Below are 22,422 nucleotides of genomic sequence, written 5' to 3'. Positions count from 1 at the left end.
TCGCCTGGGTTTCTCAAGTGGAGCCGTTTCAGCTCTTGTTGGCGCCGAGGGTCAGACCGCTGACGAACTGCCGCTGGAGCGCGAAGTACACGACGAGTGTGGGGATCGCGGTGAGCAGGGCGCCGGCGGCGACGAGGTTGGGGTCCGTGAAGTACTGGCCGGAGAGGTTGTTCAGGGCGGAGGTGATCGGCATGTTCTCGCCGGTCGAGATCAGGACGAGGGCCCAGAAGAAGTCGTTGTAGATCCAGATCGACAGCAGGGTCCCCAGGGCCGCCATCGCGGGCTTGCACAGCGGCAGTGTGATCTGCCAGTACAGCCGCCACACCGACGCTCCGTCGACGAGCGCTGCCTCGGTCAGCTCGTGCGGCAGCGAGCGCATGTAGTTGCTCAGCACGAACGCGCAGAACCCGGACTGGAAGGCCACGTGGATCAGCACGAGGCCGAGCGCGGAGTCGTACAGCTTGCCGCTCTCCGTGATGCCGGGCAGGTCGGTGAGCAGGTAGATCCGGTACAGCGGGGTGATGATGACCTGCTGCGGGAGCAGGTTGCCCGCCGTGAAGACCAGCAGCAGCGCGAGGTTGAGGCGGAAGTCGAAGCGGCTGACGTAGAAGGCGACCATCGACGACAGGAACAGCGTGAGCAGCACCGCCGGTACCGCGATCAGCAGTGTGTTCACGAAGTAGTGCGTCATGTCCGACTGTTCGAACGCGTTCTTGAAGTTGTCGAGGTTCAGTGTGTCCGGCCAGGACACATAGCCCTTGTCGCTGGTCTCGCCGTACGGGCGCAGGGCCGAGAACATCGCCCACAGCAGCGGGGCGAGCCAGGCCAGGGCGGTGCCGGCGAGGAAGACGTGCAGCAGCACGCGGGCGGGGCGGACGGGCGCGCGCTGCCCGCGCGCTCCGGCCGCGAGGGTGGGGGCGCTCACGATCGCCGCTCCTTCCGGAAGGTGGCCACCAGATACGGGATGATCACGACGAGCGAGATGACCAGCAGGACCACCGCGATCGCGGAGCCGTAGCCGATGCGGCTGGACTCGCCGATGATGTTGTTGGTCACCAGGATCGAGAGCAACTCGGTTCCCTGGGCTCCCTTGTTGAAGACGAAGACCAGGTCGAAGGCGCGCAGGGCCTCGATGACGGTGACGACGAGAACGACGGTGTTGGTGGGGCGCAGCGTCGGGAAGATGACGTGCTTGAACGTCTGCCACTCGTTGGCGCCGTCCAGCGCGGAGGCCTCTCTGAGGGAGGGATCGACTCCCTTGAGGCCGGCCAGGTACAGGATCATCATGTAGCCGGTGTGCCGCCAGGAGGCCGCGACGAGCACGGCCCACAGGTTGAGCTTGGGGTCGCCGATCCAGTCGATGTAGTGGCCGGGCCGGTTGGCGCCGATGATGCTGTTGATCAGGCCCGTGTCCGGGTTGTAGACGAGCTGCCAGACGAAGCCGATGCAGGCCATCGAGATGACGACCGGCAGGAAGAACGCCGTCTGGTAGACGCGGCTGAAGCGGATGTTCTTGTCGAGCTGGACGGCGAGGAAGAGGCCGAGCGGCGTCGGGATCAGGATGAGGACGACGAACCAGATGATGTTGTGCTGGACGGCGGGCCAGAACTGCGGGTTGTCGTTGAAGAGTTGCTTGAAGTTCTCGAGGCCGACCCACTTGATCGAGCCGAACCCGATGCCGTCCCAGGTGGTGAAGGCGAGCAGGATGGAGGCGAAGGCGGTGACCCAGACCAGGGCCACGTGCAGGACCGTGGGCACGCCCGCCATGAGGGCGAGCGTGAACCGGTCACGGCGGGTCAGCAGGCGGCGGCGGCCACGTGCGGCCCGCTTCGGTGCGGAGGCAGCGCCCGGAGGCGGCACGCTGGCCGCCTCCGGGGACTTCGTCGAGGTGTCGGTGGTCATGATGTCGCTCACGAGGTCGCGAAGATCTGCTTCTTCTGGCGCTCGATCGATGACAGCAAGCTGTCCACGCCCTTCGGATTCTGGAGGAACTTCTGGAGTGCGGGCTGCATCACCGTCGAGGTGAAGTCCGGCCGGGAGTCGCGGTCCATGAACTGGGTCAGTGTCTTGGCGCCGCCGATCATGTCGAACGCCTTCTTCTGGAGCGCCGAGTACGCGGAGGTGTCGGCCTTGCTGGAGGCGGCCACCACGCTCGGGTCGCCCTTGAGGTAGAGCTCCTCGGCGGCCGGGCTGCCCATGTACTCGAGGAGCTTGACGACACCGGAGTGGTTCTTGGGGGCCTTGCTCACCATGAGGCCGTCGGTGGGCGCCTCCACGGTGTCCTGGCCGTACGCGGAGTTGATCTCCGGGAAGGGGAAGAAGTCGAGGTCGTCCAGGTCGTCCTTGTTGGTGAACTGCTGGGCGACGAAGGTGCCGAGGAGATACATGCCGGCCTTCTTGGCGACCAGCGTCTGCGCGGCGTCCTGCCAGGTGCGGCCCATGAAGCCTTCCTGGTGGTACGGGAGGAGCTCGGCCCAGTGGTCGAACGTGGCCTTGACCTTGGCGTCGGTCCAGGATGCCTTGCCGGCCATGAGCTGGACGTGGAAGTCGTAGCCGTTGAGGCGGAAGTTGATCTGGTCGAAGGTGCCCATCGCGGGCCAGGCGTCCTTGTCGCCGAAGGCGATCGGGACGAGCTTGTCCTTCTTCATCTGCTTGCACAGGGCGATCAGTTCGTCCCAGGTGGTGGGGACCTTGTAGCCGTGCTGCTGGAAGACGCTCTTGCGGTAGAAGACCGCCCAGGGGTACGTGGTCATCGGGACGAAGTAGTACTTGCCGTCCTCGCCCTTGCTGAGCTTCTTCATCGCGTCGGGGAAGTTGTCCCCGATCCTGGCCCACACGTCGTCGATCGGCGCGGCGAGCTTCTTGGCCGCGAAGAACTGCATGCGGTACCCGGCGAACCAGTTGAACACGTCGTCCGGGGTGCCCTGCAGATACGAGTTGATCTGCTCCTGGAAGGTGTTGTGGTCCTTGGTGTTGACGTCGACCGTGATGCCGGACTGCTTCTTGTAGGCCGCGTAGACGTCGGCGAAGGCCTTCTTCGGCACGGCGTCGGACGCGTTGGAGCCGACCGTGACCGTCTTGGGGTCCGACGCCGTGCCGCTGCCGCCGCAGGCGCTCAGCAGGGGTATGCCCGCGCCGAGGGCGGCCGCGCCGCCGATTCCGCGGAGCAGGGTGCGACGGCTGGGTGTCGGGGCGGACGGTCCCGAGAAGGGAAGGTGCATGACGGCTCCTGAGGGCAGGGTTCGGTCGAGTTGGACGGCGGGGAGGCCGGAAATCGATCAGAAACCAACTCGACCGAACAACGTGGGCGTAATGACAGCCTCATGTCGTCACTGCGTCAAGACCTCGCGCTCGCCGTACCCGAAACGTGACCGACACGTCACGAACCACCCACGCGGGCTTCGGAAAAGAGCAGGCGCGACCAGCGCGAACTTCAAGGGCACCCACCTCGCCCGTTCGCGAACCGGCACACAACACCTGGCCCGACCGTATTGACGGTGTTGGCTTTTGCGACGCGGTTGCCCAAAAGCAAACACCAGGCGGTTGATTTTGTTTACAGGCAACGCAAATCGACTTGATGGTCATTACCCATCAAATGCGACAGACTGATGATGCGTCATGGGGCTGCGCACCCCGGCCGGGCCTGCGTCGCCGTCCAGTCTCGCGCAACGTAATCGATTACGCCACCGTCCCTCGACATCGATCCGGCAAAGCCGTGGAACGGAAACAGGTGTGGCCGGAGGGGCGGTTGCAGGCCCGGACTCAGGCGCCGGACCGGCGCCTGAGCGGTGTCAGACCGACCCGCGCGCCACGAAGGCCGCGCCGACCCGCACGGTCCTTCGCAGCGTCCGGCCGTCGATCTGCTCCAGCAGGAGCCCGGCCGCGACCCGGCCCACCTCGCGCGCCGGATAGCGGATGGTCGTCAGGCGCGGCCGGACCAGCGAGGCGAACTCGATGTCGTCGTGCCCGACCAGGGACACATCGCCGGGGATGTCGAGCCCCAGCCGCTCGGCCGTGTCCATCGCGCCGACGGCCGTGATGTCGTTGCCGCACAGCACCGCCTCGGGCCGGAGCCGCGCGCGCATCAGCCGTTCGAAGCCCTCCGCTCCCGCCTCACGCGTGTGCTCGCCATGGACGATGTGCTCCCGCGCGATGTGCAGCCCCGCCTCGGCCGCGTGCTCCCGTACGCGCTCCAGGCGCGGATCGCCGCCGGCGGCGTCCAGCGGGCCGGCGATCACGCCGATGCGCCGCCGGCCGGTGGCCACCACATGCGCCAGCGCCTCACGGACCGCGTCGTCGGCGTCGGGAGTCACCAGATCGACGTCACCGAAGGAGACGTCCGCGCTGACCACCGCGGGGATCCCGGCCGTGCGCAGCACGTCGAAGGCGTCGGTGGCGAGGCGGAAGGGCGTCATCACCACACCGGCGAACCTCTGGTGCACCGCCTCCTGGAGCAGCGCCTCCTCCTCGTCCCGCCGCGCCCCGGTACTGCTCACCAGTACGTGATAGCCCCGGCCGCGCAGCTCGTCCTGTATCGAGCGGGCGAGCAGCGCGTAGAAGGGGTTGGCGATGTCCGGCACGACGAGGGCGACCATGGTGGACTTGCCCGTGCGCAGACTCCGGGCGACGGGATTGAGGGTGAAACCGAGCCGCTCGATGGCCGATTCAACAGTTTTGCGCGTTTCGTCCGTTACCGGGCGCTTTCCGCTCAGTACGTACGAGACGGTGGCGGACGAGACTCCCGCGGCCCGCGCCACGTCGCTCATGGTCACCCGTTGCCGCATGCGCGTCCGCCCCTTCTCCGACCGCAACCTTACCGGCGCCCGCCCGCCCCGGGGTTCCGGCCGGTCGCGACCCGTCTCGCATCCTCGCAGGTCCGCGCCCTCGCCGGGCCGGACGTCCGCCACCGTCGCTCCCGCCGGGACCCCGGTCGCGCGGGCCGCCCGGACGGACCATGCCCGCGATCGGCGGTCCGCTCGAATACTTCGCGAGGACCCCAATACGGTCAATCGTCAACGAAACGTGCATAGTCACCCGATGGCGGAGGTCCGTGATCCCAGGGGGCCTCGCCTCCCGGCTCGTGGCCAAAGGTGACCATACTGGGAGGGCACACCACACCCCATCAGCAAAGTGACTCATGCCGAAGTCCTCCACAGAGCGTCCCACCGCCCCGGAAACAGTCTGGCTGGCCGCCGGGCGGCACACCGGCCCCGCCCCGCAGAGCGCTCTCCGGGAGCACCTGCGGGAACTGAAGAACAGCGAAAGGATCCAGGACTTCCTGGAGAAGGAGAACGCCACGACGCCGGACGGTCACGTCTTCGAGGCGCGCTGGTTCGTCGACGGCGACGTCACCGTACGGGCGCGGCTCGCCACCGACGGACGCGAGCAGACGGACGGCGAGCGGCGCTGGACACTGGCCGCCGAGGCGGAGCGGCCCTGGGATCCCGGGTGGTCCTCCCCCGCCGCGCTGCTCTGGCCCGAGCGGAGCGACCTCGCCTGGGAGCGTGACGCCGTGGCCGGGCTGCCGCTCCAGGACGTCAACCCGCTGCCCAAGGACGACGCGGCGCTGCGCCGGCTGGTCAAGGACGTCGCCCGGCACAGCTGGAGCATCAACGTCTTCGTGCACGAGGCCATGACCCCCGACGCCGAGGGCCGTCTCCCGCTGGTCCGGCTGCTGCCGCCCGCGCTGCGGCACCGCGTGGTGGAACACCGGGCCACGCCCGAGCAGTTCCACGCCGTGAACTGGGCGCTCGGCGACCTGGGGACGTCCGTGCCGCGCGGCGGGGCCGTCATCCTGTCCGGCACACCCGCGCGGATCGGTTTCGACGAACAGTCGTTCAGGGTGCGCAGCGTCTTCCTCGACGGCTCCGAACCGACCGAACTCCTCGACAAGATCGTCCAGTTCGCGGCGCTTCCCTGGCCGCTGCCGGACGACGCGGCGGCTGCCTTCACGGCACTGCGCGAGGACTGGCAGTTGCTGACCATGGAGGAGGAACTCGCCCGCGCACGCGCCCTGATGGCCTCGTACTCCGAAGCCCTCGAGGCCATGACGAAGTCGCGCGACCTGTACCGCGAGGCGACCGAACTCGCCCACGCGGCGCTCGCCGAGATGGCCGAGTACCGCGACGCGGCGTCCGCCGTACGGAGTTCCGCGCAGGGTCAGGACAAGCACCCGCTGACGAAGACGCTCCAGCGCGTGACCGACTCGCTGCTGCCCCGGCGGGCGCAGCGCGTCGACGCCCATCTCCAGGTAGCGCGTGAGAGCGAGCGGAGGGCCCGCGAGGCGTCCGAGTGACCCGGCGCGGGGGAACGCGGCCGGCCCGCCGGCCGCACCCCCGCGTCCTTAGCCGTTCGCGGCCTGACCTCGTGCCCCGGGCCCGGCCCTCCCGCGGCCGGGCCGGGTGCACGCGCCGCCGGAGCGTCTCCCGGCGCGGATCGCTCAGGCGCCGCGCCAGATGTTGGCGAACGCCGCGTTCTCGATGGCCCGGCGCTGGCGGACGGCTTCCAGTTCCATCACCGCGTCGTGCACGGCGACCAGGACCGTCGTCACCGACTCGTCCTCGACCGACGAGGTGTCTTCGATCTGTTCGGCGGGGATTCCGACGGTCTCGGCGAGTGCGGCGAGGACGGGCTCGTCCGCCGCCCAGCGATGCATCGCCCGGCTGCGGGCCGGCGAGTCCACCAACTCCATGCGCTCGCCGCCGAAGGGCAGCCGGCTCCGCCGTTGCCGGGTGAGCTGGCCGGCCTGCTCGAGGTCGGTCTGATAGGCCTTGGCCAGATCGCGCCCCCTGCGCCAGAGCCAGTCCTCGACCCTCTCGTACGGGACCTGCCGCACGAGCGAGGACGCCGCCTCACCCAGCAGCCGGTCGTCCGTCGCGGGCTGCCTCGCCGGTGTCATCCTGTCGCCGTCCAGGGTGATGACCTCATCGGCGAGAAGATCGATCACCTCGGCTCCGGCGAGGGCGAGCGACAGGTCGCCCTGCCCCACAGAACGTTCCGGCTCCTTGTCCATCGTGATGATGAACAAGTCCCTGGCCGTGGTCACGAACGGCTCCCCTCGGAGTACTTCGCCCGGCGCGACCGTCACGCATCGGATCCAGCGCATCCACCGCGCCACCCTCCGCCGCGATCCGGTCGCCCGCGAAGGAAGGGCACGTCACGAACGTGATCGTAACTCCCGGCGGACCGCTACGTCAGTGAGCCGCGTGCTCCGCCGGCAGGTCGAAGAAGTGCCGTGGCGTGATGATCTTTGCTTCCGGTTCCGGAAGAGGCGTGCGCCGAAGATACCCGGGCCGTACCCGACACCCGGGGCCGTGCCCGACACCCGGGCCGTACCTGGTACCCGGGCCGGACCCGGCACCCGGGGCACACCCACGTCCGGGCCGTAACCGACGCCTGGACCGTACCCGGCACCCGGGACACACCCCCGTTCACCGACCCCGCCTCGGACGGAGTCATGACGGGGCCGTGGACGAGCGGCAGCGATCGAGCGACAGCGAACGCCCTACATGCGGCCGGTCCGGCCGACGAGGTTACGTCGACCGGACCGGATGCCGCGCCCGACGTGCCGTCAGCCCTGGCGGGCCTTGAAACGCGGGTTCTTCTTGTTCACTACGAAGACCACGCCGCGCCTGCGGACCACCTGGGCCCCGGGCCTGGCCTTCAGCGAACGCAGTGACTTGCGTACCTTCATGGCTCTGTCCTCCTCCTGCCGGATTCGGCGCGCTCCGGCGGTCAGTGCCGGTTCGACGCCGTGCGGCCGTAGCGGCGCTCGAAGCGCTCCACCCGGCCGGCGGTGTCCAGGACCCGCGAGGTCCCGGTGTAGAACGGATGGCTCGCCGACGAGATCTCCACGTCGACGACCGGATGGACGGCGCCGTCCTCCCACTCGATCGTCCTGTCGGAGTGCGCGGTCGATCGCGTGAGGAACGCGACGCCTGCGGCACGGTCCCGGAAGACGACCGGACGGGATTCGGGGTGAATGTCGGGCCTCATACGGTTTCCCTCCTCGGTTGCGGCGGGTGCGTCCGCGGATACGGCGGTTACGTCCGCCTGGTGTACCCGGCGTACGGTCAGCGCTCCTCCCGGAACGCGACGTGCCGGCCCGCCAGCGGGTCGTACTTGCGCAGCACGAGCCGGTCGGGGTCGTTTCCGCGGTTCTTGCGCGTCACATACGTGACACCGGTCCCGGCCGTCGACTTCAGCGTGACGACGGGACGCGCGGTGCTGCGTGCCATGAGGCCCTCCTTCGCCCACCATGCGCAAGCCATTGACTAGCGCATGCCAATCAGTTACGTGAGCTGTAACAGCGAGCCCGGTGTCCGCATTCCCGGACCTCCGGCACGGCGCCCGGACCGCCGCTCGACGCGACTACACCCCGCGCACCACCCCGGCCACGACCGAGCTCACCGTCCGGCGGAGGACTTCCGGATCGGGCGGGGTGTCCTCGCGGCCCGCGAACAGCAGGTGACCGGTCCCGATCAGTGTGAGCGCCAGCGTGTCGACGTCCGCGTCCGGAGCGATGCGGCCGAGTTCCCGCTCGGAGCGGAGATAGGAACCGATCATGGCGGCCGCCTCGGTCAGCAGCGGAAGGCCGGCCGGGGTGGTGACCCGCAGCCGTGCGCGCAGCGCGTCCCGGGCCACGACCAGCCCGAGGATGCGCAACGCCAGCGGCCCGAGGACATCGCCCAGCGCGGCCGTGAGGTTGCCGACGACGGCGCCGGTTCCGGCGGACTCACGCAGGGCGGCGGCCTGGACGTCGAGCCGGGCGATCCGGTCCCGTACGAGCTCGGCGAGGAAGGTGTCGAAGTCGGCGAAGTGCCGGTGCAGGACACCCTTGGCGCAGCCCGCCTCCTCGGTGACCGCGCGGCTGGTCAGTGCGTTGGGCCCGTCCCGCAGCAGGACGCGTTCCGCGGCTCCGAAGAGCTGCTCGCGGGCGTCGCTCAGGGCCACCCCGGTCGGCATGATGCATCAGCCCTTCCGTGCGGGCCCGCTCCCGGGTCTCCCCGCGGGTCTGCTCACCGGCACCGGGTGGGCGCGTGCCGACCCGGTGAACGCACACTCGTTGACGAGTGGGCATGTGCCCACTCATAGTGGGCACATGCCCACTCTACCGTCAGGGGGATCGCGTCCCCCCGCGAGGGACCGCACGAGTACCGGCAGGCGGCGGAGTCGTTCGGCTCCGACGCCGAACGCTCCGACCGGGCACGGCCGCGTTATCCAGAAGCCCTGGTGGAGCGGACCCTCGCCGGCATCCCCGGCCCCGACGTCCTGGACGTCGGCTGCGGCACCGGGATCGCCGCCCGGCAGTTCCAGGCCGCGGGCTGCACGGTCCTCGGCATCGATCCCGACGCTCGCATGGCGGAGACGGCCCGGCGTCTCGGCACCGAGGTGGAGGTGGCGAGGTTCGAGGCCTGGGATCCGGCCGGGCGCGATGTCGACGCGGTCGTCGCCGCCCAGTCCTGGCACTGGGTCGATCCGGTCGCCGGGGCCGCCGCGGTGAAGCGGGTGCTGCGGCCTGGCGGGCGGTTCGCCGCGTTCTGGAACGTGTTCCAGCTGCCGGCCGAGGTGGGGCGGGCCACCGCCGCGGCCTGCCGGAGGGCGATTCCCGACTCCCCGTTCGACTTCGAGGTCATGTCGAGACCGGCCGTGGACGTGTATCGGCCGATGCTCGTGAAGACAGCCGACCAGATCCGCGCGGCGGGCGGCTTCGACGAAGCGGTGGAGTGGAGCTTCACCTGGGAGTGGACCTACACCCGGGAGGCGTGGCTCGATGTGATGCCGACCCAGGGCGCCCTGACCCGGCTCCCCGCCGACGCGCTGGCACCCGTGCTCGAGGAGGTGGGCGCCGCCGTCGACGCGCTGGGAGGCCGCTTCACGATGCCCTACGCGACGGTGGCGGTCACCGCACTGAGGACCGCGTAGGCCTCTTGCCTTCTCCGGAGGCTGTTCCACGGCCCACGCCGGCACGCCCCACTTCGGTGTGATCGCGCCCGGGACGGTTCCACAGGTCCGGGAAGAGCCTGGTCCATAGGTCCGACGGGGAAGGTGTCGCGCGCCGCCGCCCGCAGGGCCGTGAGCGGCAGGACTCCGCTCCGTCGGCCTACGGACTGCCTCGCCCGACACCTCCCCTGCTGACCCTTTCGGCCCAGCGGCTGACCCTCTCGACGCAGCGGCGCCGGGCCGTCGGCGGCCTTCCGCTCCCGGTGCGCCGTCGCCACCTCTCCCCGGCCCTGGCCACGGCCCCGGCCGACGGTGGTGACAGCGCGCCGGTGACGTTCAGGAAGGCTTCGTCGCGGTGACGGCGGTGACCGTCACCTTGTTGTCGCACTCGGCCAGCACGCCGTCCTCCAGGGCGAGTTGGTTCGCTCCGCTCCCGGGCAGCCCCACCACCAGGGTCGGGTACGTGACCGGAGTGGACCCGGACACGCAGTAGCCGTCGGCCTCGCCCTGGACCTGGACGAACGTCATCTTGATCCATGCCTTCGCGGCCGGCGCGAGCAGCACCTTGGACGACGAGCCCGTCCGGGTCACGGTCAGCGGGTGGTTCTTCTCCGGGCTGCCGTTGGCCGCCCCCGCCACGGTCGGATACCCCTGGAGGGCACAGGCCGCTCCGGACATGTTGGTGAACTCGACGATCGCGGCGCCGGTTCCGGTGCCCGCGGGCCGTACGTCGGCCTGGTACATGAACGCCTTCAGGGACTCCGCGGCGCACGTCTTCGTCTTGGTCGCCGGTGTCGCGGTGGCGGGGACCGAGGCCGGGGCCTTGGTGGTGGAGTCGCCCGCGGGCTTGGCCGAGGCTCCCGTCCCGGCGGACGGCGTGGCGGGCTTCGGGGAAGCGGGGGACGAGGCCGCCGGCTTCGACGCGGTGCCGCCCGACGGCGAAGCCGTGGAACCGGCGGTGTCCGGGCCCGGCTGGCAGGCGGTCATGAGAAGTGTGGCCGCCGACATGGCAGCCATGGCCAGAGCGGCTCCGCGGGCACGCGGCCCGAAATACGTCCCGTACTGCATGAAGTCCCCCGATTGCGATGTTCGGGTGCCGGTCGTTCACCGGCACTCGTCGCTACAGATCGCCGGACGGCTTCCGCGGTTCACGTGCGCACAACCCTGTGACACGACGGTGACGCGGCGGCCACGGATTCCCGGGGCCGCCGGTTCGTACAACGGCTTCCAGTCGATTCCCCAAGTCGGCGGCAGACTCCGCGCCTATGTGCGGTGTGCCGACCGCCGGGGCGGAGGCAACGGCGTCACGAGGCCGTGCCGGAGAACGTGAACTTGAATGCGACCACGCCGTCGGTGGTGCTGCCCTCGGCGGTCAGTGACGCCCCCGAGCCGTCCAGCCGGCCCCTGAACGTCGTACCCGCGGCCAGCGCGTGCGGGAAGCCGCCGGGCAGCTGGCCCATGTCGGAGCGGCAGGCGACGAGCAGGCCGGGCCAGTTGAGCAGGTTCAGGACGACTGCTTCGCGGTCGTGCGGGTCGGTCAGCCTGGCGTTCAGTTCGCCGCCGGACCAGCCGATGTCCCAGTAGGTCAGCAGGAGATTCGGGTCCCGGTAGTTGCCCGCCAGGTCCTGGCTGGAGACGGTACTGACCGACGAGGACCTGAAGGACACCGCGCCGGCCTGGGAGGGATAGCCCGCCGCGAAGAGCATCGAGAACGGATTGCTCTCGGTCTGGTCGCCGCCGGTCTGCGGCCTGCCCAGGTCGAGCGTGCTGTTCATGGAGTAGGTCTGGCTGCCCGCCAGGTGCCGCGATCCGTCGGTGGAGCAGTGGTCGTAGACGTCGACCGAGATGCTCGCGGTCCCGGTGTACGCCTTGCCCCACAGGGCCGACGCGCCCGACCCGCCGACCGGCACCGTGTCCTGGGCAGCGGCCGTCGTGGCCGCCTCCGTGGTCGGTGCCGGCGTCGGAGTCGGTACCTCGCTGGCCGAGGGCGTCGGCTCGGGCGAGGGCGGGGGCGCGGACGAAGGCGGTGCGGAAGCCAAGGTGTCTGCGGAGGCCGTCGAGCCGCCGGCCGTCGCCGTGCCGCCATGACCGCAGCCGGCCAGGGACACGCACAGGAGACCCGCACAGACCGTCGTGACCAGCCGGCCCCGGACGATTCCGGGCATGCTTCGAACCCGCGTCATGGCAGCCATGACACTCCCCTCCCCACACCGGGCTACCCCCCACGAGCACCCGGGCAGTGCGGGACATTACGCCGCGTGCGCATTCCTTCACCCGCCGCGAAGTCCTTCGTTACCGGATCGTTCCTGGCCACAGCGTCACGTGGGTGGACGGCGCGCGTCCGCGGGCCGAGCCGCTGGTGCACCATGGGCGACGAGACGGGCCGGCCCGACCGGCCCGTTCCTCCGAACTGGGGTGTGGTGATGGGCGGAGACCGGGGCCGGGTTCTCGTCGTCGACGACGACGCGGCGATACGACGGTCACTCGAACGCGGACTGCGGCTGGGCGGTTTCACCGTGGATCTCGCCGACGACGGCCAGCCCGCGCTGGACATCGCCCGGCGGACCCCGCCGGACGCGATCGTGCTGGACATCTCGATGCCGGGTCTCAGCGGGATCGACGTGTGCCGGACGCTGCGCGAGGAGGACAACGACGTACCGGTCCTGATGCTCTCGGCGCTCGACGAGACCGCCGACCGGATCGCGGGGCTTCAGGCCGGTGGGGACGACTACCTGGTGAAGCCGTTCGCCCTTCAGGAACTGGTGCTCCGGCTCCAGGCGCTGCTGCGGCGACGGCCGCCGAGAGACACCGACACCGTACGGGTGGGCGGGCTGTCGCTGGATCCCACGGCTCGCACGGTCAGCCTGGACGGGCGGCAACTGGAGCTGACCCGGAGGGAGTTCGAGCTGCTGCACGTCCTGGCGCGCAACACGGGCATCGTGCTCGGCCGTGATCAGCTCCTCGACCGGGTCTGGGGGTACGACTTCGATGTGCGCACCGACGCGGTGGACACCTTCGTGAGCTATCTGCGGCGCAAGCTGGAGGCGGCGGGCCGGGCCCGGATCATCCACACCGTCCGGGGCGTGGGGTTCGTGCTGCGCGACGACGGGCCGGAGGCCGGACGATGAGGCTGTCCACCCGCATCGCTCTGGCGGTCGGGGCGACCGTGCCGGTCCTCGTGCTGGCCACCGGCTGGCTGCTGCTGCGGCTGGTCGCGACGGATCTGCACGACCAGCAGGACGCACACCTGCGCCGGAGCGCGGCGGCCGTGGCGAAGGACGCCCGCGGGCTGCTGCGCGCGAGTGCCGCCGACCGGTCGGCGGCGGTCGAACGGACCCGTGAGAGGCGGCTGTTCACCTCCGCTCTGGACGTCGGCGTACGGCTGATCGGTCCGTCGGAGACGTTCACCGGCGGCCCGCAGCCGGACCAGGGGGCGGCGCTTCCCGCGAGCGCGCGGGTACCGGTCACGCTGCGAGCCGGCGGGGTCTCCTGGCGGGTCCTGTCCAAGCAGGTGTCCGGTACCCGTCCCGGGGTGCGCGGCACGCTCTGGCTCTTCGCACCCGACACCGCCGCCGACACCCAACTGCGGCTGGTGCGAAGGCGCGTGGTGACTGTGGCGCTGCTCGCCGCGCCGCTGTCGGGGCTGCTGGCCGGTGCCGTGGCTGGGCGTGCGAGCCGTCCGCTGCGGCGGCTGCGGGACAGTGCGAGCGGTCTTGACCCGCGGACGACCTCCGCGCGCCTCGACCACGTGCCGGCCCGGATCGCCGAGGTCGACGATCTGGCCCGCACCCTCCAGACGGTGCTGAGCCGCTACGACGAACAGGCGGCGAGAACCGAGGAAGCGCTCGCCACCGCCCGTTCGTTCGCCTCGGCCGCCGCGCACGAACTGCGCACCCCGCTCATGAGCATGCAGACCAATCTGGAGATCCTCACCGAGCATCCGGCCCTCCCGGCTCCCGACCGGGACGAGGTGCTCGACGATCTGCGCCGCGAACACGCGCGGCTGCTGGGCCTGTTGGTCATGCTGCGCGAGCTCGGCCGCGGTGACCTGGTCGAGGCGGACGCGTTCGGCCCGGTGGACCTCGCGGACGTGGTCGAGGCGAGCGTCCAGGAGCAGCGGCGGCGCCATCCGCTCGCGCACATCACCGGCGACTGGCCTCCGGGGCTGCGGGTCCACGGCTGGGAGCCGGGACTGCGCACGGTGCTCGACAATCTCCTCGCCAACGCGCTGGTGCACGGCGGATGCGCCGGTGGACGCCCGGCCCACATCGAGATCACGCTGCGCGCGAACGGCGATCACGCCGTCCTGTTCGTCGACGACCGGGGGCCGGGTATCGCGCCCGAGCGGCGTGCCGCGGTCTTCGAACGCTTCGAGCGCCGCCCGGACAGTCCTGGGTCGGGCCTCGGGCTCACCCTGGTCGCCCAGCAGATCGACCTGCACCGCGGCCGTGTCCGTGTTCTCGAACCGCCGGCCGGAACGGGGACCAGGATCGAGGTCGTGCTCCCGCTCCTGGGCGGCGGGGCCGGTACGGCGGCGACGCTCCCCGCGCAGCGCAACTGGGTGATCACGACCGCCGGTGTCCGGCCACAAGAATTCCACAAAGAGGACTCCTAACGTGCCGGACGTGCGGGCAACCGCACCGGAACGAGGAGGAGTTCAGCATGTCGAGGACATCGAGGAAGCCGGGCGCGTCCAAGGCCAGGACGACCGTCGTCTCGCTGGTGGCGGCGGGCGCGCTGCTCGCCGCCGCGGGCGTCGCGTCCGCCGCCGGCACCGGGACGCACCCGTCCGGCGCGCCGACGGGTGACGGCGCGAAGGCGCTCTGCAAGCGCGCCCCGAAGATCGACCAGAGGATCGACCGCATCCTCGGCCGGCTGAACGGGGACGCCTCGCAGCGCGGTTCCATCGCCAGGCTGGAACAGCGGGTGGCCAACGCCAAGTCCGCCGGGCACACGCAGATCGAGACCTATCTCGACAACCGGCTCACCTTCCGGCGTTCACTCGTCCCGACCCTGGAGAGCCGCAAGAAGGACCTGGCGTCCGTCGAGAAGTGGTGCGCGAGCAACGACAACGGAGCCGGCTCCTGATGCGCGCCGGACGTCTGGCGCTGGCGCTCACCGTGACCGCGCTGCTCCTGACCGCGTGCGGCGGCTCCGGTGACACCGGGAACGCTCCCGCGTCCCCCGGCCCGGCCGCCACGGATGTCGCCCATCTCCAGAAAATGGTCGACGGCGCGGAGTCCGCGGCGAGTTCGGCCGAGTCGGACATGGCCCACGACTGACGCCGTGGCACGCGGCGTTCGCGCGTGGAGGGACCGGTCCGCCCCGGCGACTGCGGAATCGGTGGCTGCTTCCCCTCGAACGCCCCGACAGCGTGCGGGAGTTCACGCCGCCGGGGCGTCCGGGGGTGAGGCCGGCCGGCCGCGCGGTCCGGCGACGGGAGCCCCCGGAAGTCCTAACCCGGCTGTTCCGATGGCTCCTTGGACATCGGGCGTACGGCCTGGACGTACGTCAGCCACGGTCGGACGTCGCCACTCCCCCGGATCCCGAAGCCCGCGCCGGTGATCAGTCCGTCCAGCAGGTCCGTCCGGTTGCGGGACATGGCGTGGCCCAGGCCGCCGTGCACCAGATGGCGCCCGACGGCACTCCGCGGCGGCCGGAACTCGACGACCAGCAGGCGCCCGCCCGGCCGCAGGACGCGCCACATCTCCCGGAGGGCGGCCAGCCGCAGTTCTTCCGGCAGGTGGTGCAGCATCAGGCTGGTGACGACGGTGTCGAACGACCCGTCCGGGAAGGCGAGGTTCTCGGCGACCCCTTCCCGGTAGGTGCACACGGCGCCCCGCCCGGCCCGGTTCCTGCGTCGTGCGTAGGCGAGCACCGAGGGCGACGGGTCCACGCCCGTCACCGTTCCTCCGGGTCCGACGGCGGCGGCCATGCGCCGAGTCAGATACCCGGTGCCGCAGCCCACGTCCAGCACGCGGTCCCCGCTCTCGGCCCCGCTCAGCGCGGCCAGCCGGGAGAAGGCGCGGCTCCGCCGGCCCGCGAAGCACAACGCGCCGCACAGTTCGTAGGCGCGCGGGGCTCCGATCGTCGCTCCTGGGGTGTCGGCGTGCGGCTTTCCCTGCATGAGGCGCCCGATGGACATATCGGCCACCCTCCTTAACTTAGTTGCGACTAAGTACGTTGCTAACTTAGTCGCAACTAAGAAAGTGCGCAACCGCCTACGATGACCCCTGTGACCGGCACCGAGAAGACCCCCGCCCACCCGGGCAAGCCCCGTACCCGCACCCGGATGCCGGCCGCCGAACGGCGCGCCTCGATCCTGGATGCGGCCACCGAGGTCTTCTCCGAGACCGGCTACGAACGCGGCAAGGTCTCCGACATCGCCCGGCGCGTCGGGGTCACGGAACCGGTGGTCTTCCAGAACTTCGGGTCAAAGTCCGCGCTCTACCAGGCGACCCTCGACCACGTGACCACGGCGGTCACCGCACTCCTGACCGAGGCCGCGGACACCGGGCGCCCGGTCCCCGACGTACTGGCCGCCTTCCTGGACCCGGCCCACCTGGACCGCTTCCACCAGCGCGGCGCCCACGGGTTCCTCTTCGCGGACGCGGCGGCCCTGGCCCACGATCCGGCCCTGGGCGAGGCCGCCCGGACCGTTCACCGGAATTTCGCCGAAGCCCTCGCGGGCCTGCTGCGGCGCGGCCAGAGGGCCGGCGACATCCGCGAGGACATCAGCGCCGACACCGCCGCCTGGTGGCTGATCTCGCTGCTCGCCGGACGTCCGCTGCGCAGCGCGGTGATGCCGGACCGGGCCGCCCTGGAGGCCCGGTTGACGGACATGGCCCTACGGTCACTGCTCCCCACGAGCTCCGAGCGCGCCCCCGAACCCCCGGCCGGCGATCCGCCGCCCGGCGCCTGACACGAAGGACCCCTGCCGGTACGCCGCTTCAGGGTCCGCATCGTGGCACCCTCCCGGCCGCATCGCCTTGCGGCTCCGCCGAGCCGTAGAATTATGGTTTTGTGGACCAAAAGGAACAACAAGGGCATGTCACTCGGCATGTCATCCTCCGGTGATCCAGCCGCCGAAGTCGTCCCATGACAGCGGGGACGCCCGGCCGGACGCACAGCAGAGGTGATTTCCGGTGACTGCCGCCACTCCGCTGATGGTCGTCGACGGCGCGGGAGTCGTCGTCCGGTGGAGCCGCAGAGCACGCGAGATCTGGCTGCGCTCGGACTCCGAGGCGGTGGGCCGAACGGCCCTCGCCCTGGTCACGGCCGACATCGGGGACCCCGGCGGCGGCTCAGGACCGGACACGGACCCCGGATCCGGCCCCCTGGTCATCCACGACGTCGACGGAGAGCCCGTCGACCTCCGTGTCCAGGTGGTGCCGCTCTCCGACGGCGCGGTCGCCTGGGGCGTCTTCGAGGCGGGCCCGGGCGCCGTCCTTCGCGACACACCGACCGCGGTCTTCGACATCCTGCACGCCAACACCCACGAGGCGTTCCTCGTCCTCGACCCCGCGCTGCGCGTCCTCAGCGTCAACGAAGCGGCCGGCGCGCTGTGCGGCGTCCCGACGGACAAGGCTCTCGACCGGCCGGTCGGCGAAGTATGCCGTCCCGCTCGTCCGCAGGAATTCGAGGGTCTCCTGCGAAGCGTCCTCGCGGACGGCAAGCCCGTCACCGACTACGCCGTGCGGCTCGACCCGGTCGACGGTTCGTCGCGGGAGCGCTTCGCGAACGTCTCGGCGTTCCCGCTGAGGAACGGTCGCGGCGTGGTCCTCTCCATGACCGACGTCACGGAGTCCATGCGGAGCGAAAGGCGGCTGGCCGCGCTCGGTTCGGTACGCGAGCGGGTGGGCCGCAGCCTGGACGTCGTCACGACCTGCCAGGAGCTGGTGGACGCCCTCGTTCCCGGCTTCGCCGACATCGCGGTGGTCGAGGTGGTCGACGCGGTGGTGCGGGGCGAGAACCCTCCGCTCAGCCCCCTCGGGCGCGACGTCCCGCTGCGCCGGGCGGCCTTCCGTATCGAAGGACCCGCCGAGAGGGCGCAGGCCCATCCCGTGGGCGACGTGAGAGCCGTGCCCTCGCCCACGCCGTACTCGCAGGTGCTCACCGATCTCAGACCGCGAGCCGTCACCCTGGACAGCACCACCCCCTGGCTGGACGCCGATCCGGAGCGGGCCCGCGCCATCCGCGCCTCAGGCGCCCGCATGCTGCTCACCGCCCCCTTGGCGCTGCGGGGCGCCGTACTCGGACTGCTGAGCCTCTATCGCGTACGAGCGCACGACGCCTTCGACGAGAACGATCTCGCCGTCACCGCCGAACTGGCCGCGCACACCGCGCTGAGCCTCGACAACGCCCGCCGCTACACCCGCGAACACACGATCGCGGCGGCGCTGCAACACCATCTGCTGCCACCCGAGCCCGCCTCCCAGACGGCCATGGAATTCGCTCCGCTGCACGTCCCGGCCGACGCCGGAGCCGGTACCTGGTACGACGCGTTCGGCCTGCCCGGGGCTCGTACCGCACTGGCGATCGGCGAGGTCAGCGGAAGCGGCATCGACGCCGCGACCGCCATGGGCCAGCTCCGGACGGTGGTCCATTCGCTGGCGGCGCTCGACCTGGAGCCCGACGAACTGCTCGCCCGACTCAACGACGCGGTCGTACGGCTCGCCCACGAACGGTCGGCCCTGCCGTCGAGCGATCCACTGCGCCGGCAGCCGCTCAGGGCCAGCTGCGTCTACGCGGTCCACGACCCCCTGCACGAAACCTGCGTCATGGCCTCCGCCGGCCATCCCGCGCCCGTCGTGGCCCACCCCGGCGGGGTGGTTCACGTCCCGCAGGTCCCGACGGGTCCCCTGCTGGGCAGCCGGGACGGACCTCCCTTCGCCGCCACCTCCGTACCCGTGCGGGACGGCAGCGTCATCGCACTGCGCACCACGTCGTTCCCGGTCCCCGACGGGACGGACCGGGACCGGGCGGACCCGCTGCGGGAGGCGCTGACCCGGCTGGACCGCCCTCTCGGCGAAGTGAGGGACGACGTTCTCTACCGGCTGCGCGACACGGCGGGCCGTCACGACGTCATTCTGCTGCTGGCCCGCATCCGGGCCTTTCCGCCGGACCAGGTCGCCACCTGGCACCTGGACTTCGAGCCCACGGCGGCCGCGCAGGCGCGCCACCACGCCAAGGACCGGCTCCGGAAGTGGCGGGTGAGCGAAGAGACCGCCTACGCCACCGAGTTGATCGTCAGCGAACTGGTGACCAACGCCCTGCGGTACGGAGCGCCACCGATCCGGTTGCGACTCGTCAAGGACGCCACGCTCACCTGCGAGGTCGACGACTCGGGCGGAGCGGCTCCGCGCCTGCGCCACGCCCGTACAGCGGACGAGGGCGGACGCGGACTGTTCATCTGCGCGCAGATGAGCCACAACTGGGGCATCCGCTACTCCGCGGAGGGCAAGACGATCTGGACGGAACAGACACTGCCGTAGAGCCCCGAGACGGTCTCCTGAAGGGGCCGAGGGGGCGCAGAGACGGCCGCGCAACGGCTGCGGGTGGTGGTGCCGGCACGGCTGCGGCTGCGGCTGCGGCTGCGGCTGCGGAGGGGAATCCAGGGTGCCGCGTCTACCGTGCCAGGTCGGCCGCGACCTCGCGCGCCGCGCGGGCCCCCGATGCCAGCGCGCCCTGGACCGAGCCCGTGGCCCGGTGGTCTCCGCACACATAGCGGCCCGGGGCCACCCGAGCGGACAGGCTCAGCGGCTGCGGGGGCGGCATCGCGGGCAGGGCGTCCGGAACGGTACGGACCGTCAGCAGGTCCCAGCTAGCGGTGTCGGTTCCGTACACCTCGGCGAGCGCGTCGCGCAGCCAGGTCTCCCGGCCCTCCTGGTCGTGCCCGAGGACCGAGGTGGCGATCAGCGACATCCCGGGCGGGGCGTAGCCGCGGACCACTTCGCTCAGGACGCAGGTGTTGAGGAAACGCCGCCTCGTGTCCGTCAGCAGGACGGGTTCGGCCAGCGGAGAACGGGTCGCGGCGTGGTAGTACGTCGTCACGACCCGGTAGGCCGGAAGGCCGAGCCCGGGCAGCAGGCGGGCGGCGGGCCCCGGTCCGGTGGCGACGACCACGGCCCGCGCGGCGAGTTCACCGCCGGCCTCCAGCTCGACCCCGTCGTCCGTGAGCCGCGTGACATGGGTGCCGAGACGTACGGCGTCCGGGGGCAGCCCGTCGGCCAGCAGGCGCGGCACCGCCCCGATGCCGGCGCCGGGCAGACACAGGGTGCCGCGCAGCATGCTGCGCCAGACGAGATGGAACACCCGGCCGGAGGTCTCCAGCTGGTCCTCCAGGAAGACACCGGACAGGAAGGGCCGGAAGAACCGCTCGACGAACTCCTCGGAGAATCCGGCCGCCGCGAGCGCGGTACGGGTCGTACGGTCCTCGCCGCGCTTGAGCCATGAGGCGGGAGCGAGCATGTCCCGGCCGGACAGGGCGGCCAGCGCGATCAGGTCACGGGTTCCCGCGAGGCGCCCCGGGAGCAGGTCGCCCAGCCGCCTGCGCCCTCGGGTCGGATCCTCGAAGCGCATCGGCCCGTCCTCCGTGTGCACGACGACGCCGGGCGTGAAGGGCCGCAGCCGCAGGTCGCGCAGGGTCATCCGACGCCTGACCTGCGGGTAGGAGGTGTTGAAGACCTGGAAGCCGCGGTCGACGACGAAGCCCTCGTGGGGGTCGGAGCGCATCCGGCCGCCCACCTCGTCCGAGGCCTCCAGGAGCCGCACCCCGAGGCCGTACCCGGCGAGATCGCGGGCGCACGCCAGTCCGGCGAGCCCCCCGCCGACGATCAGGACATCGGGCACACCACTCTTCGCGGTCATGGGAACCATCCTCCGAGCAGCCGGTCCGTCCGCGCGCCGGCGGGCGCGCGTGGTGGTCCGGGCACGGGCCGACGGCCCCGCGCCGTCGCACGCGCCCTCCTGGACCGATCTTCCCGCCGGGCGGGCCGGGCGGATGCGGGGCCACGCCGGTGGGGACCGCACCGCGCGCCCGGAGGGCCGCATCGCAGGGCGCTGATCTTTCCAGGGACTTCAGGGACTCCGGGGGCGCCAGGCACACTGGGGGCCAGGGGTTCTTCAGAGGCCGTGGGCACTCCTGGGACTCCAGGGATTGCGAGGACTCCAGGGACTCCAAGGAGTGCGGAGGCGGAATAGATCGGTATGGCCCACTGTTACCCGTATGTGAAGCGGAGCGGCCTCCGCACACCAGGTAAGCGGCCCCGGCTGGTCTCCCCCGTCCAGCCGGGGTCCCCTGTGTCCGTTCTTTTACGGCGCCCGGAGACGACGAAAACCGCCGGTGCCACCCGAAAAAAGGGGGCACCGGCGGCCGGCGTCGTGTCAGTGGCCGGAGCCGTAGTGGCCGCCGAGCTGGTCACGGTAGTGCGGATCCCCGAGGTGCTTTTCCTTGTCGAATTCCGGTGCCGACTTGATCTGGTCCTTGGTCTGGGCGACCTGGATCGTCTTGTCCTCGTGACTGATCGCTGTGATCGTTCCGGCGGGCAGCAGGACCTCCTTGCCGAAGATCCAGACGCCGGTGTCGACGACGATGTACTGAGAACCGACCTCGCCGGAGTGCTTGTCGACCTTGCCGATGTGGCCGTCGGCCGCCTCCACCCGGTAGCCGGAGAGATCGGCGTCGGGCGTGTACCCGCTGGTCGGGCCGTAACCCCAAAGGTTCTCGTTCACGAAGAAATCCTCCAACTCGTCCGCGGATGCGCGCCGCGCCTGTGAATGGGATTCACGGGCGCTCCATTCGATGACCGGATTGCGGTCACCCCTTTTCTCGGCGCGCTTTCCGCTGAAGACCGACGGGTGTCCCCTTCCGGCCCGTTGACACCCCCTCACCGGAAATTGCCCGCGTTCGCCGGCGGGGTCGCCACCGTTCCTCCGGACCCCCACGGCGTCACACAGGTTCTTCACAGATCCGGTCCGGCGTGTCCTGAAACCGATGGTTCAGCCGAAACTCGTCGCGGTCTGGACCACTGACGCCAGGACCGGGCGGACCGAAGCGCCCCGGATCCGGCCGGAGCCGGGTCCGGGCAAGCACAGTAACGTTTCGCCGAGTAATCACTCGGCACCCCAGAGTGATGACCGCACCTCCGCGCCATCGTCCGGTGATCACTCTTTCGAGTTACGCACTTTTCCGTCATGTATCGCATCAGGCGCACGAAAGCTCCACAGAGACACCACTATGTGACGCGACGAACGCGTGACGACCACGTCTGAGGGGGGCTGTGGCGTCGCGTCAGGGGGTGGCCGCTCCATGCGAGCGGTACTCACCCCTGCCCGGGGAGGGGACTTCACCGCATGAAGCGGACCATTCGCACGACCGTGCTCGCCGTCGGCGTGCTCATCGACCTGTTCGGCTCAGCAGGCACCCGCATGCCGGCGGCCGTCACCGAGCGGACCGCCCACAGCCCGGACAACTGAGCC

23 protein-coding genes are annotated in these 22,422 nt (G+C 70.8%); 9 read left to right on the top strand and 14 right to left on the bottom strand.

Annotation, left to right across the window (positions count from 1 at the left end; translation table 11 throughout):
• Positions 1 to 28: 28 nt before the first annotated feature.
• The 4 genes from ABZV42_RS25795 to ABZV42_RS25780 all read right to left on the bottom strand — a co-directional run bounded on the left by ABZV42_RS25795 (position 29) and on the right by ABZV42_RS25780 (position 4,784).
• A complete protein-coding gene (locus ABZV42_RS25795; protein WP_355988006.1) occupies positions 29 to 925 on the bottom strand; it encodes a carbohydrate ABC transporter permease in 897 nt (298 codons plus the stop codon).
• Positions 922 to 1,902, bottom strand: a complete 981-nt coding sequence (locus tag ABZV42_RS25790; protein WP_355988071.1) for a sugar ABC transporter permease — start codon at positions 1,900 to 1,902, stop codon at positions 922 to 924. Before ABZV42_RS25790 ends, ABZV42_RS25795 begins: the two co-directional genes overlap by 4 nt.
• Positions 1,903 to 1,910: 8 nt before the next feature.
• Positions 1,911 to 3,221 (bottom strand): ABC transporter substrate-binding protein, encoded by a 1,311-nt coding sequence (locus ABZV42_RS25785; protein ID WP_355988008.1) that lies wholly within the window; start codon positions 3,219 to 3,221, stop codon positions 1,911 to 1,913.
• Between the two features lie 570 nt (positions 3,222 to 3,791).
• Complete coding sequence (locus tag ABZV42_RS25780; RefSeq protein ID WP_355988010.1) at positions 3,792 to 4,784, bottom strand: LacI family DNA-binding transcriptional regulator; 993 nt, start codon at positions 4,782 to 4,784, stop codon at positions 3,792 to 3,794.
• Between the two features lie 353 nt (positions 4,785 to 5,137).
• Here ABZV42_RS25780 and ABZV42_RS25775 point away from each other — a divergent pair, with 353 nt between their 5' ends.
• Positions 5,138 to 6,295 carry a hypothetical protein gene (locus tag ABZV42_RS25775; protein ID WP_355988012.1) on the top strand — a complete coding sequence of 386 codons (1,158 nt, stop codon included), beginning with the start codon at positions 5,138 to 5,140 and terminating at the stop codon, positions 6,293 to 6,295.
• 144 nt (positions 6,296 to 6,439) lie between these two features.
• Here ABZV42_RS25775 and ABZV42_RS25770 read toward each other — a convergent pair whose 3' ends face one another.
• The 5 genes from ABZV42_RS25770 to ABZV42_RS25750 all read right to left on the bottom strand — a co-directional run bounded on the left by ABZV42_RS25770 (position 6,440) and on the right by ABZV42_RS25750 (position 8,964).
• Complete coding sequence (locus tag ABZV42_RS25770; protein WP_355988014.1) at positions 6,440 to 7,045, bottom strand: GPP34 family phosphoprotein; 606 nt, start codon at positions 7,043 to 7,045, stop codon at positions 6,440 to 6,442.
• A gap of 525 nt (positions 7,046 to 7,570) precedes the next feature.
• Positions 7,571 to 7,693, bottom strand: coding sequence for a type B 50S ribosomal protein L36 (gene ykgO, locus ABZV42_RS25765; RefSeq protein WP_355988016.1), 123 nt, complete (start codon positions 7,691 to 7,693; stop codon positions 7,571 to 7,573).
• Between the two features lie 41 nt (positions 7,694 to 7,734).
• On the bottom strand, positions 7,735 to 7,995 hold the full coding sequence (locus tag ABZV42_RS25760) for a type B 50S ribosomal protein L31 (protein WP_355988018.1): 261 nt from the start codon (positions 7,993 to 7,995) through the stop codon (positions 7,735 to 7,737).
• Positions 7,996 to 8,072: 77 nt separating this feature from the next.
• Entirely contained in the window at positions 8,073 to 8,237 is a 165-nt protein-coding gene (gene rpmG, locus ABZV42_RS25755) for a 50S ribosomal protein L33 (protein WP_355988020.1), read from the bottom strand.
• Positions 8,238 to 8,370: 133 nt separating this feature from the next.
• Positions 8,371 to 8,964 carry a TetR/AcrR family transcriptional regulator gene (locus tag ABZV42_RS25750; protein WP_355988022.1) on the bottom strand — a complete coding sequence of 198 codons (594 nt, stop codon included), beginning with the start codon at positions 8,962 to 8,964 and terminating at the stop codon, positions 8,371 to 8,373.
• 267 nt (positions 8,965 to 9,231) lie between these two features.
• Between ABZV42_RS25750 and ABZV42_RS25745 the strand changes: the two genes are divergently transcribed.
• Complete coding sequence (locus tag ABZV42_RS25745) at positions 9,232 to 9,924, top strand: class I SAM-dependent methyltransferase (protein ID WP_355988024.1); 693 nt, start codon at positions 9,232 to 9,234, stop codon at positions 9,922 to 9,924.
• Between the two features lie 354 nt (positions 9,925 to 10,278).
• Here the strand turns inward: ABZV42_RS25745 and ABZV42_RS25740 are convergent, their stop codons facing one another.
• Both ABZV42_RS25740 and ABZV42_RS25735 read right to left on the bottom strand, forming a co-directional pair.
• Entirely contained in the window at positions 10,279 to 10,959 is a 681-nt protein-coding gene (locus ABZV42_RS25740; RefSeq protein ID WP_355988026.1) for a DUF4232 domain-containing protein, read from the bottom strand.
• A 287-nt stretch (positions 10,960 to 11,246) separates the two neighbouring features.
• On the bottom strand, positions 11,247 to 12,134 hold the full coding sequence (locus ABZV42_RS25735; RefSeq protein ID WP_355988028.1) for a hypothetical protein: 888 nt from the start codon (positions 12,132 to 12,134) through the stop codon (positions 11,247 to 11,249).
• Positions 12,135 to 12,365: 231 nt separating this feature from the next.
• Between ABZV42_RS25735 and ABZV42_RS25730 the strand changes: the two genes are divergently transcribed.
• Genes ABZV42_RS25730 through ABZV42_RS25715 form a run of 4 tightly spaced genes read left to right on the top strand, consistent with a single transcriptional unit; the run spans position 12,366 to position 15,224 of the window.
• Positions 12,366 to 13,070: a response regulator transcription factor gene (locus tag ABZV42_RS25730; RefSeq protein WP_355988073.1), complete on the top strand. Its 705-nt coding sequence runs from the start codon at positions 12,366 to 12,368 to the stop codon at positions 13,068 to 13,070.
• A complete protein-coding gene (locus ABZV42_RS25725) occupies positions 13,067 to 14,557 on the top strand; it encodes a HAMP domain-containing sensor histidine kinase (protein ID WP_355988030.1) in 1,491 nt (496 codons plus the stop codon). Before ABZV42_RS25730 ends, ABZV42_RS25725 begins: the two co-directional genes overlap by 4 nt.
• Positions 14,558 to 14,604: 47 nt before the next feature.
• The gene (locus ABZV42_RS25720) at positions 14,605 to 15,030 is read left to right on the top strand and encodes a hypothetical protein (RefSeq protein WP_355988032.1); all 426 of its coding nucleotides are present in this window, start codon (positions 14,605 to 14,607) and stop codon (positions 15,028 to 15,030) included.
• Positions 15,030 to 15,224, top strand: a complete 195-nt coding sequence (locus ABZV42_RS25715) for a hypothetical protein (RefSeq protein WP_355988034.1) — start codon at positions 15,030 to 15,032, stop codon at positions 15,222 to 15,224. Before ABZV42_RS25720 ends, ABZV42_RS25715 begins: the two co-directional genes overlap by 1 nt.
• Positions 15,225 to 15,397: 173 nt before the next feature.
• On the opposite strand, the gene ABZV42_RS25710 is transcribed toward ABZV42_RS25715, so the two are convergent.
• On the bottom strand, positions 15,398 to 16,087 hold the full coding sequence (locus ABZV42_RS25710) for a methyltransferase domain-containing protein (RefSeq protein WP_356053728.1): 690 nt from the start codon (positions 16,085 to 16,087) through the stop codon (positions 15,398 to 15,400).
• Between the two features lie 90 nt (positions 16,088 to 16,177).
• On the opposite strand from ABZV42_RS25710, the gene ABZV42_RS25705 reads away from it, so the two are divergent.
• Together ABZV42_RS25705 and ABZV42_RS25700 are read left to right on the top strand one after the other, a co-directional pair.
• Positions 16,178 to 16,864, top strand: coding sequence for a TetR/AcrR family transcriptional regulator (locus ABZV42_RS25705; RefSeq protein ID WP_355988038.1), 687 nt, complete (start codon positions 16,178 to 16,180; stop codon positions 16,862 to 16,864).
• 223 nt (positions 16,865 to 17,087) lie between these two features.
• Positions 17,088 to 19,436, top strand: coding sequence for a SpoIIE family protein phosphatase (locus ABZV42_RS25700; RefSeq protein ID WP_355988040.1), 2,349 nt, complete (start codon positions 17,088 to 17,090; stop codon positions 19,434 to 19,436).
• Between the two features lie 133 nt (positions 19,437 to 19,569).
• Here ABZV42_RS25700 and ABZV42_RS25695 read toward each other — a convergent pair whose 3' ends face one another.
• Together ABZV42_RS25695 and ABZV42_RS25690 are read right to left on the bottom strand one after the other, a co-directional pair.
• Positions 19,570 to 20,811 carry an NAD(P)/FAD-dependent oxidoreductase gene (locus ABZV42_RS25695; protein ID WP_355988042.1) on the bottom strand — a complete coding sequence of 414 codons (1,242 nt, stop codon included), beginning with the start codon at positions 20,809 to 20,811 and terminating at the stop codon, positions 19,570 to 19,572.
• A 516-nt stretch (positions 20,812 to 21,327) separates the two neighbouring features.
• Positions 21,328 to 21,675 carry a PRC-barrel domain-containing protein gene (locus ABZV42_RS25690; RefSeq protein WP_355988043.1) on the bottom strand — a complete coding sequence of 116 codons (348 nt, stop codon included), beginning with the start codon at positions 21,673 to 21,675 and terminating at the stop codon, positions 21,328 to 21,330.
• A 621-nt stretch (positions 21,676 to 22,296) separates the two neighbouring features.
• Here ABZV42_RS25690 and ABZV42_RS25685 point away from each other — a divergent pair.
• On the top strand, positions 22,297 to 22,419 hold the full coding sequence (locus ABZV42_RS25685) for a hypothetical protein (RefSeq protein WP_355988045.1): 123 nt from the start codon (positions 22,297 to 22,299) through the stop codon (positions 22,417 to 22,419).
• The last annotated feature ends 3 nt before the right edge of the window (positions 22,420 to 22,422 follow it).

This window comes from Streptomyces sp. NPDC005281, from assembly GCF_040607495.1.
In the GTDB taxonomy this organism is placed as follows: Bacteria; Actinomycetota; Actinomycetes; order Streptomycetales; family Streptomycetaceae; genus Streptomyces.
This window is presented reverse-complemented; position numbering and strand designations above follow the sequence as displayed.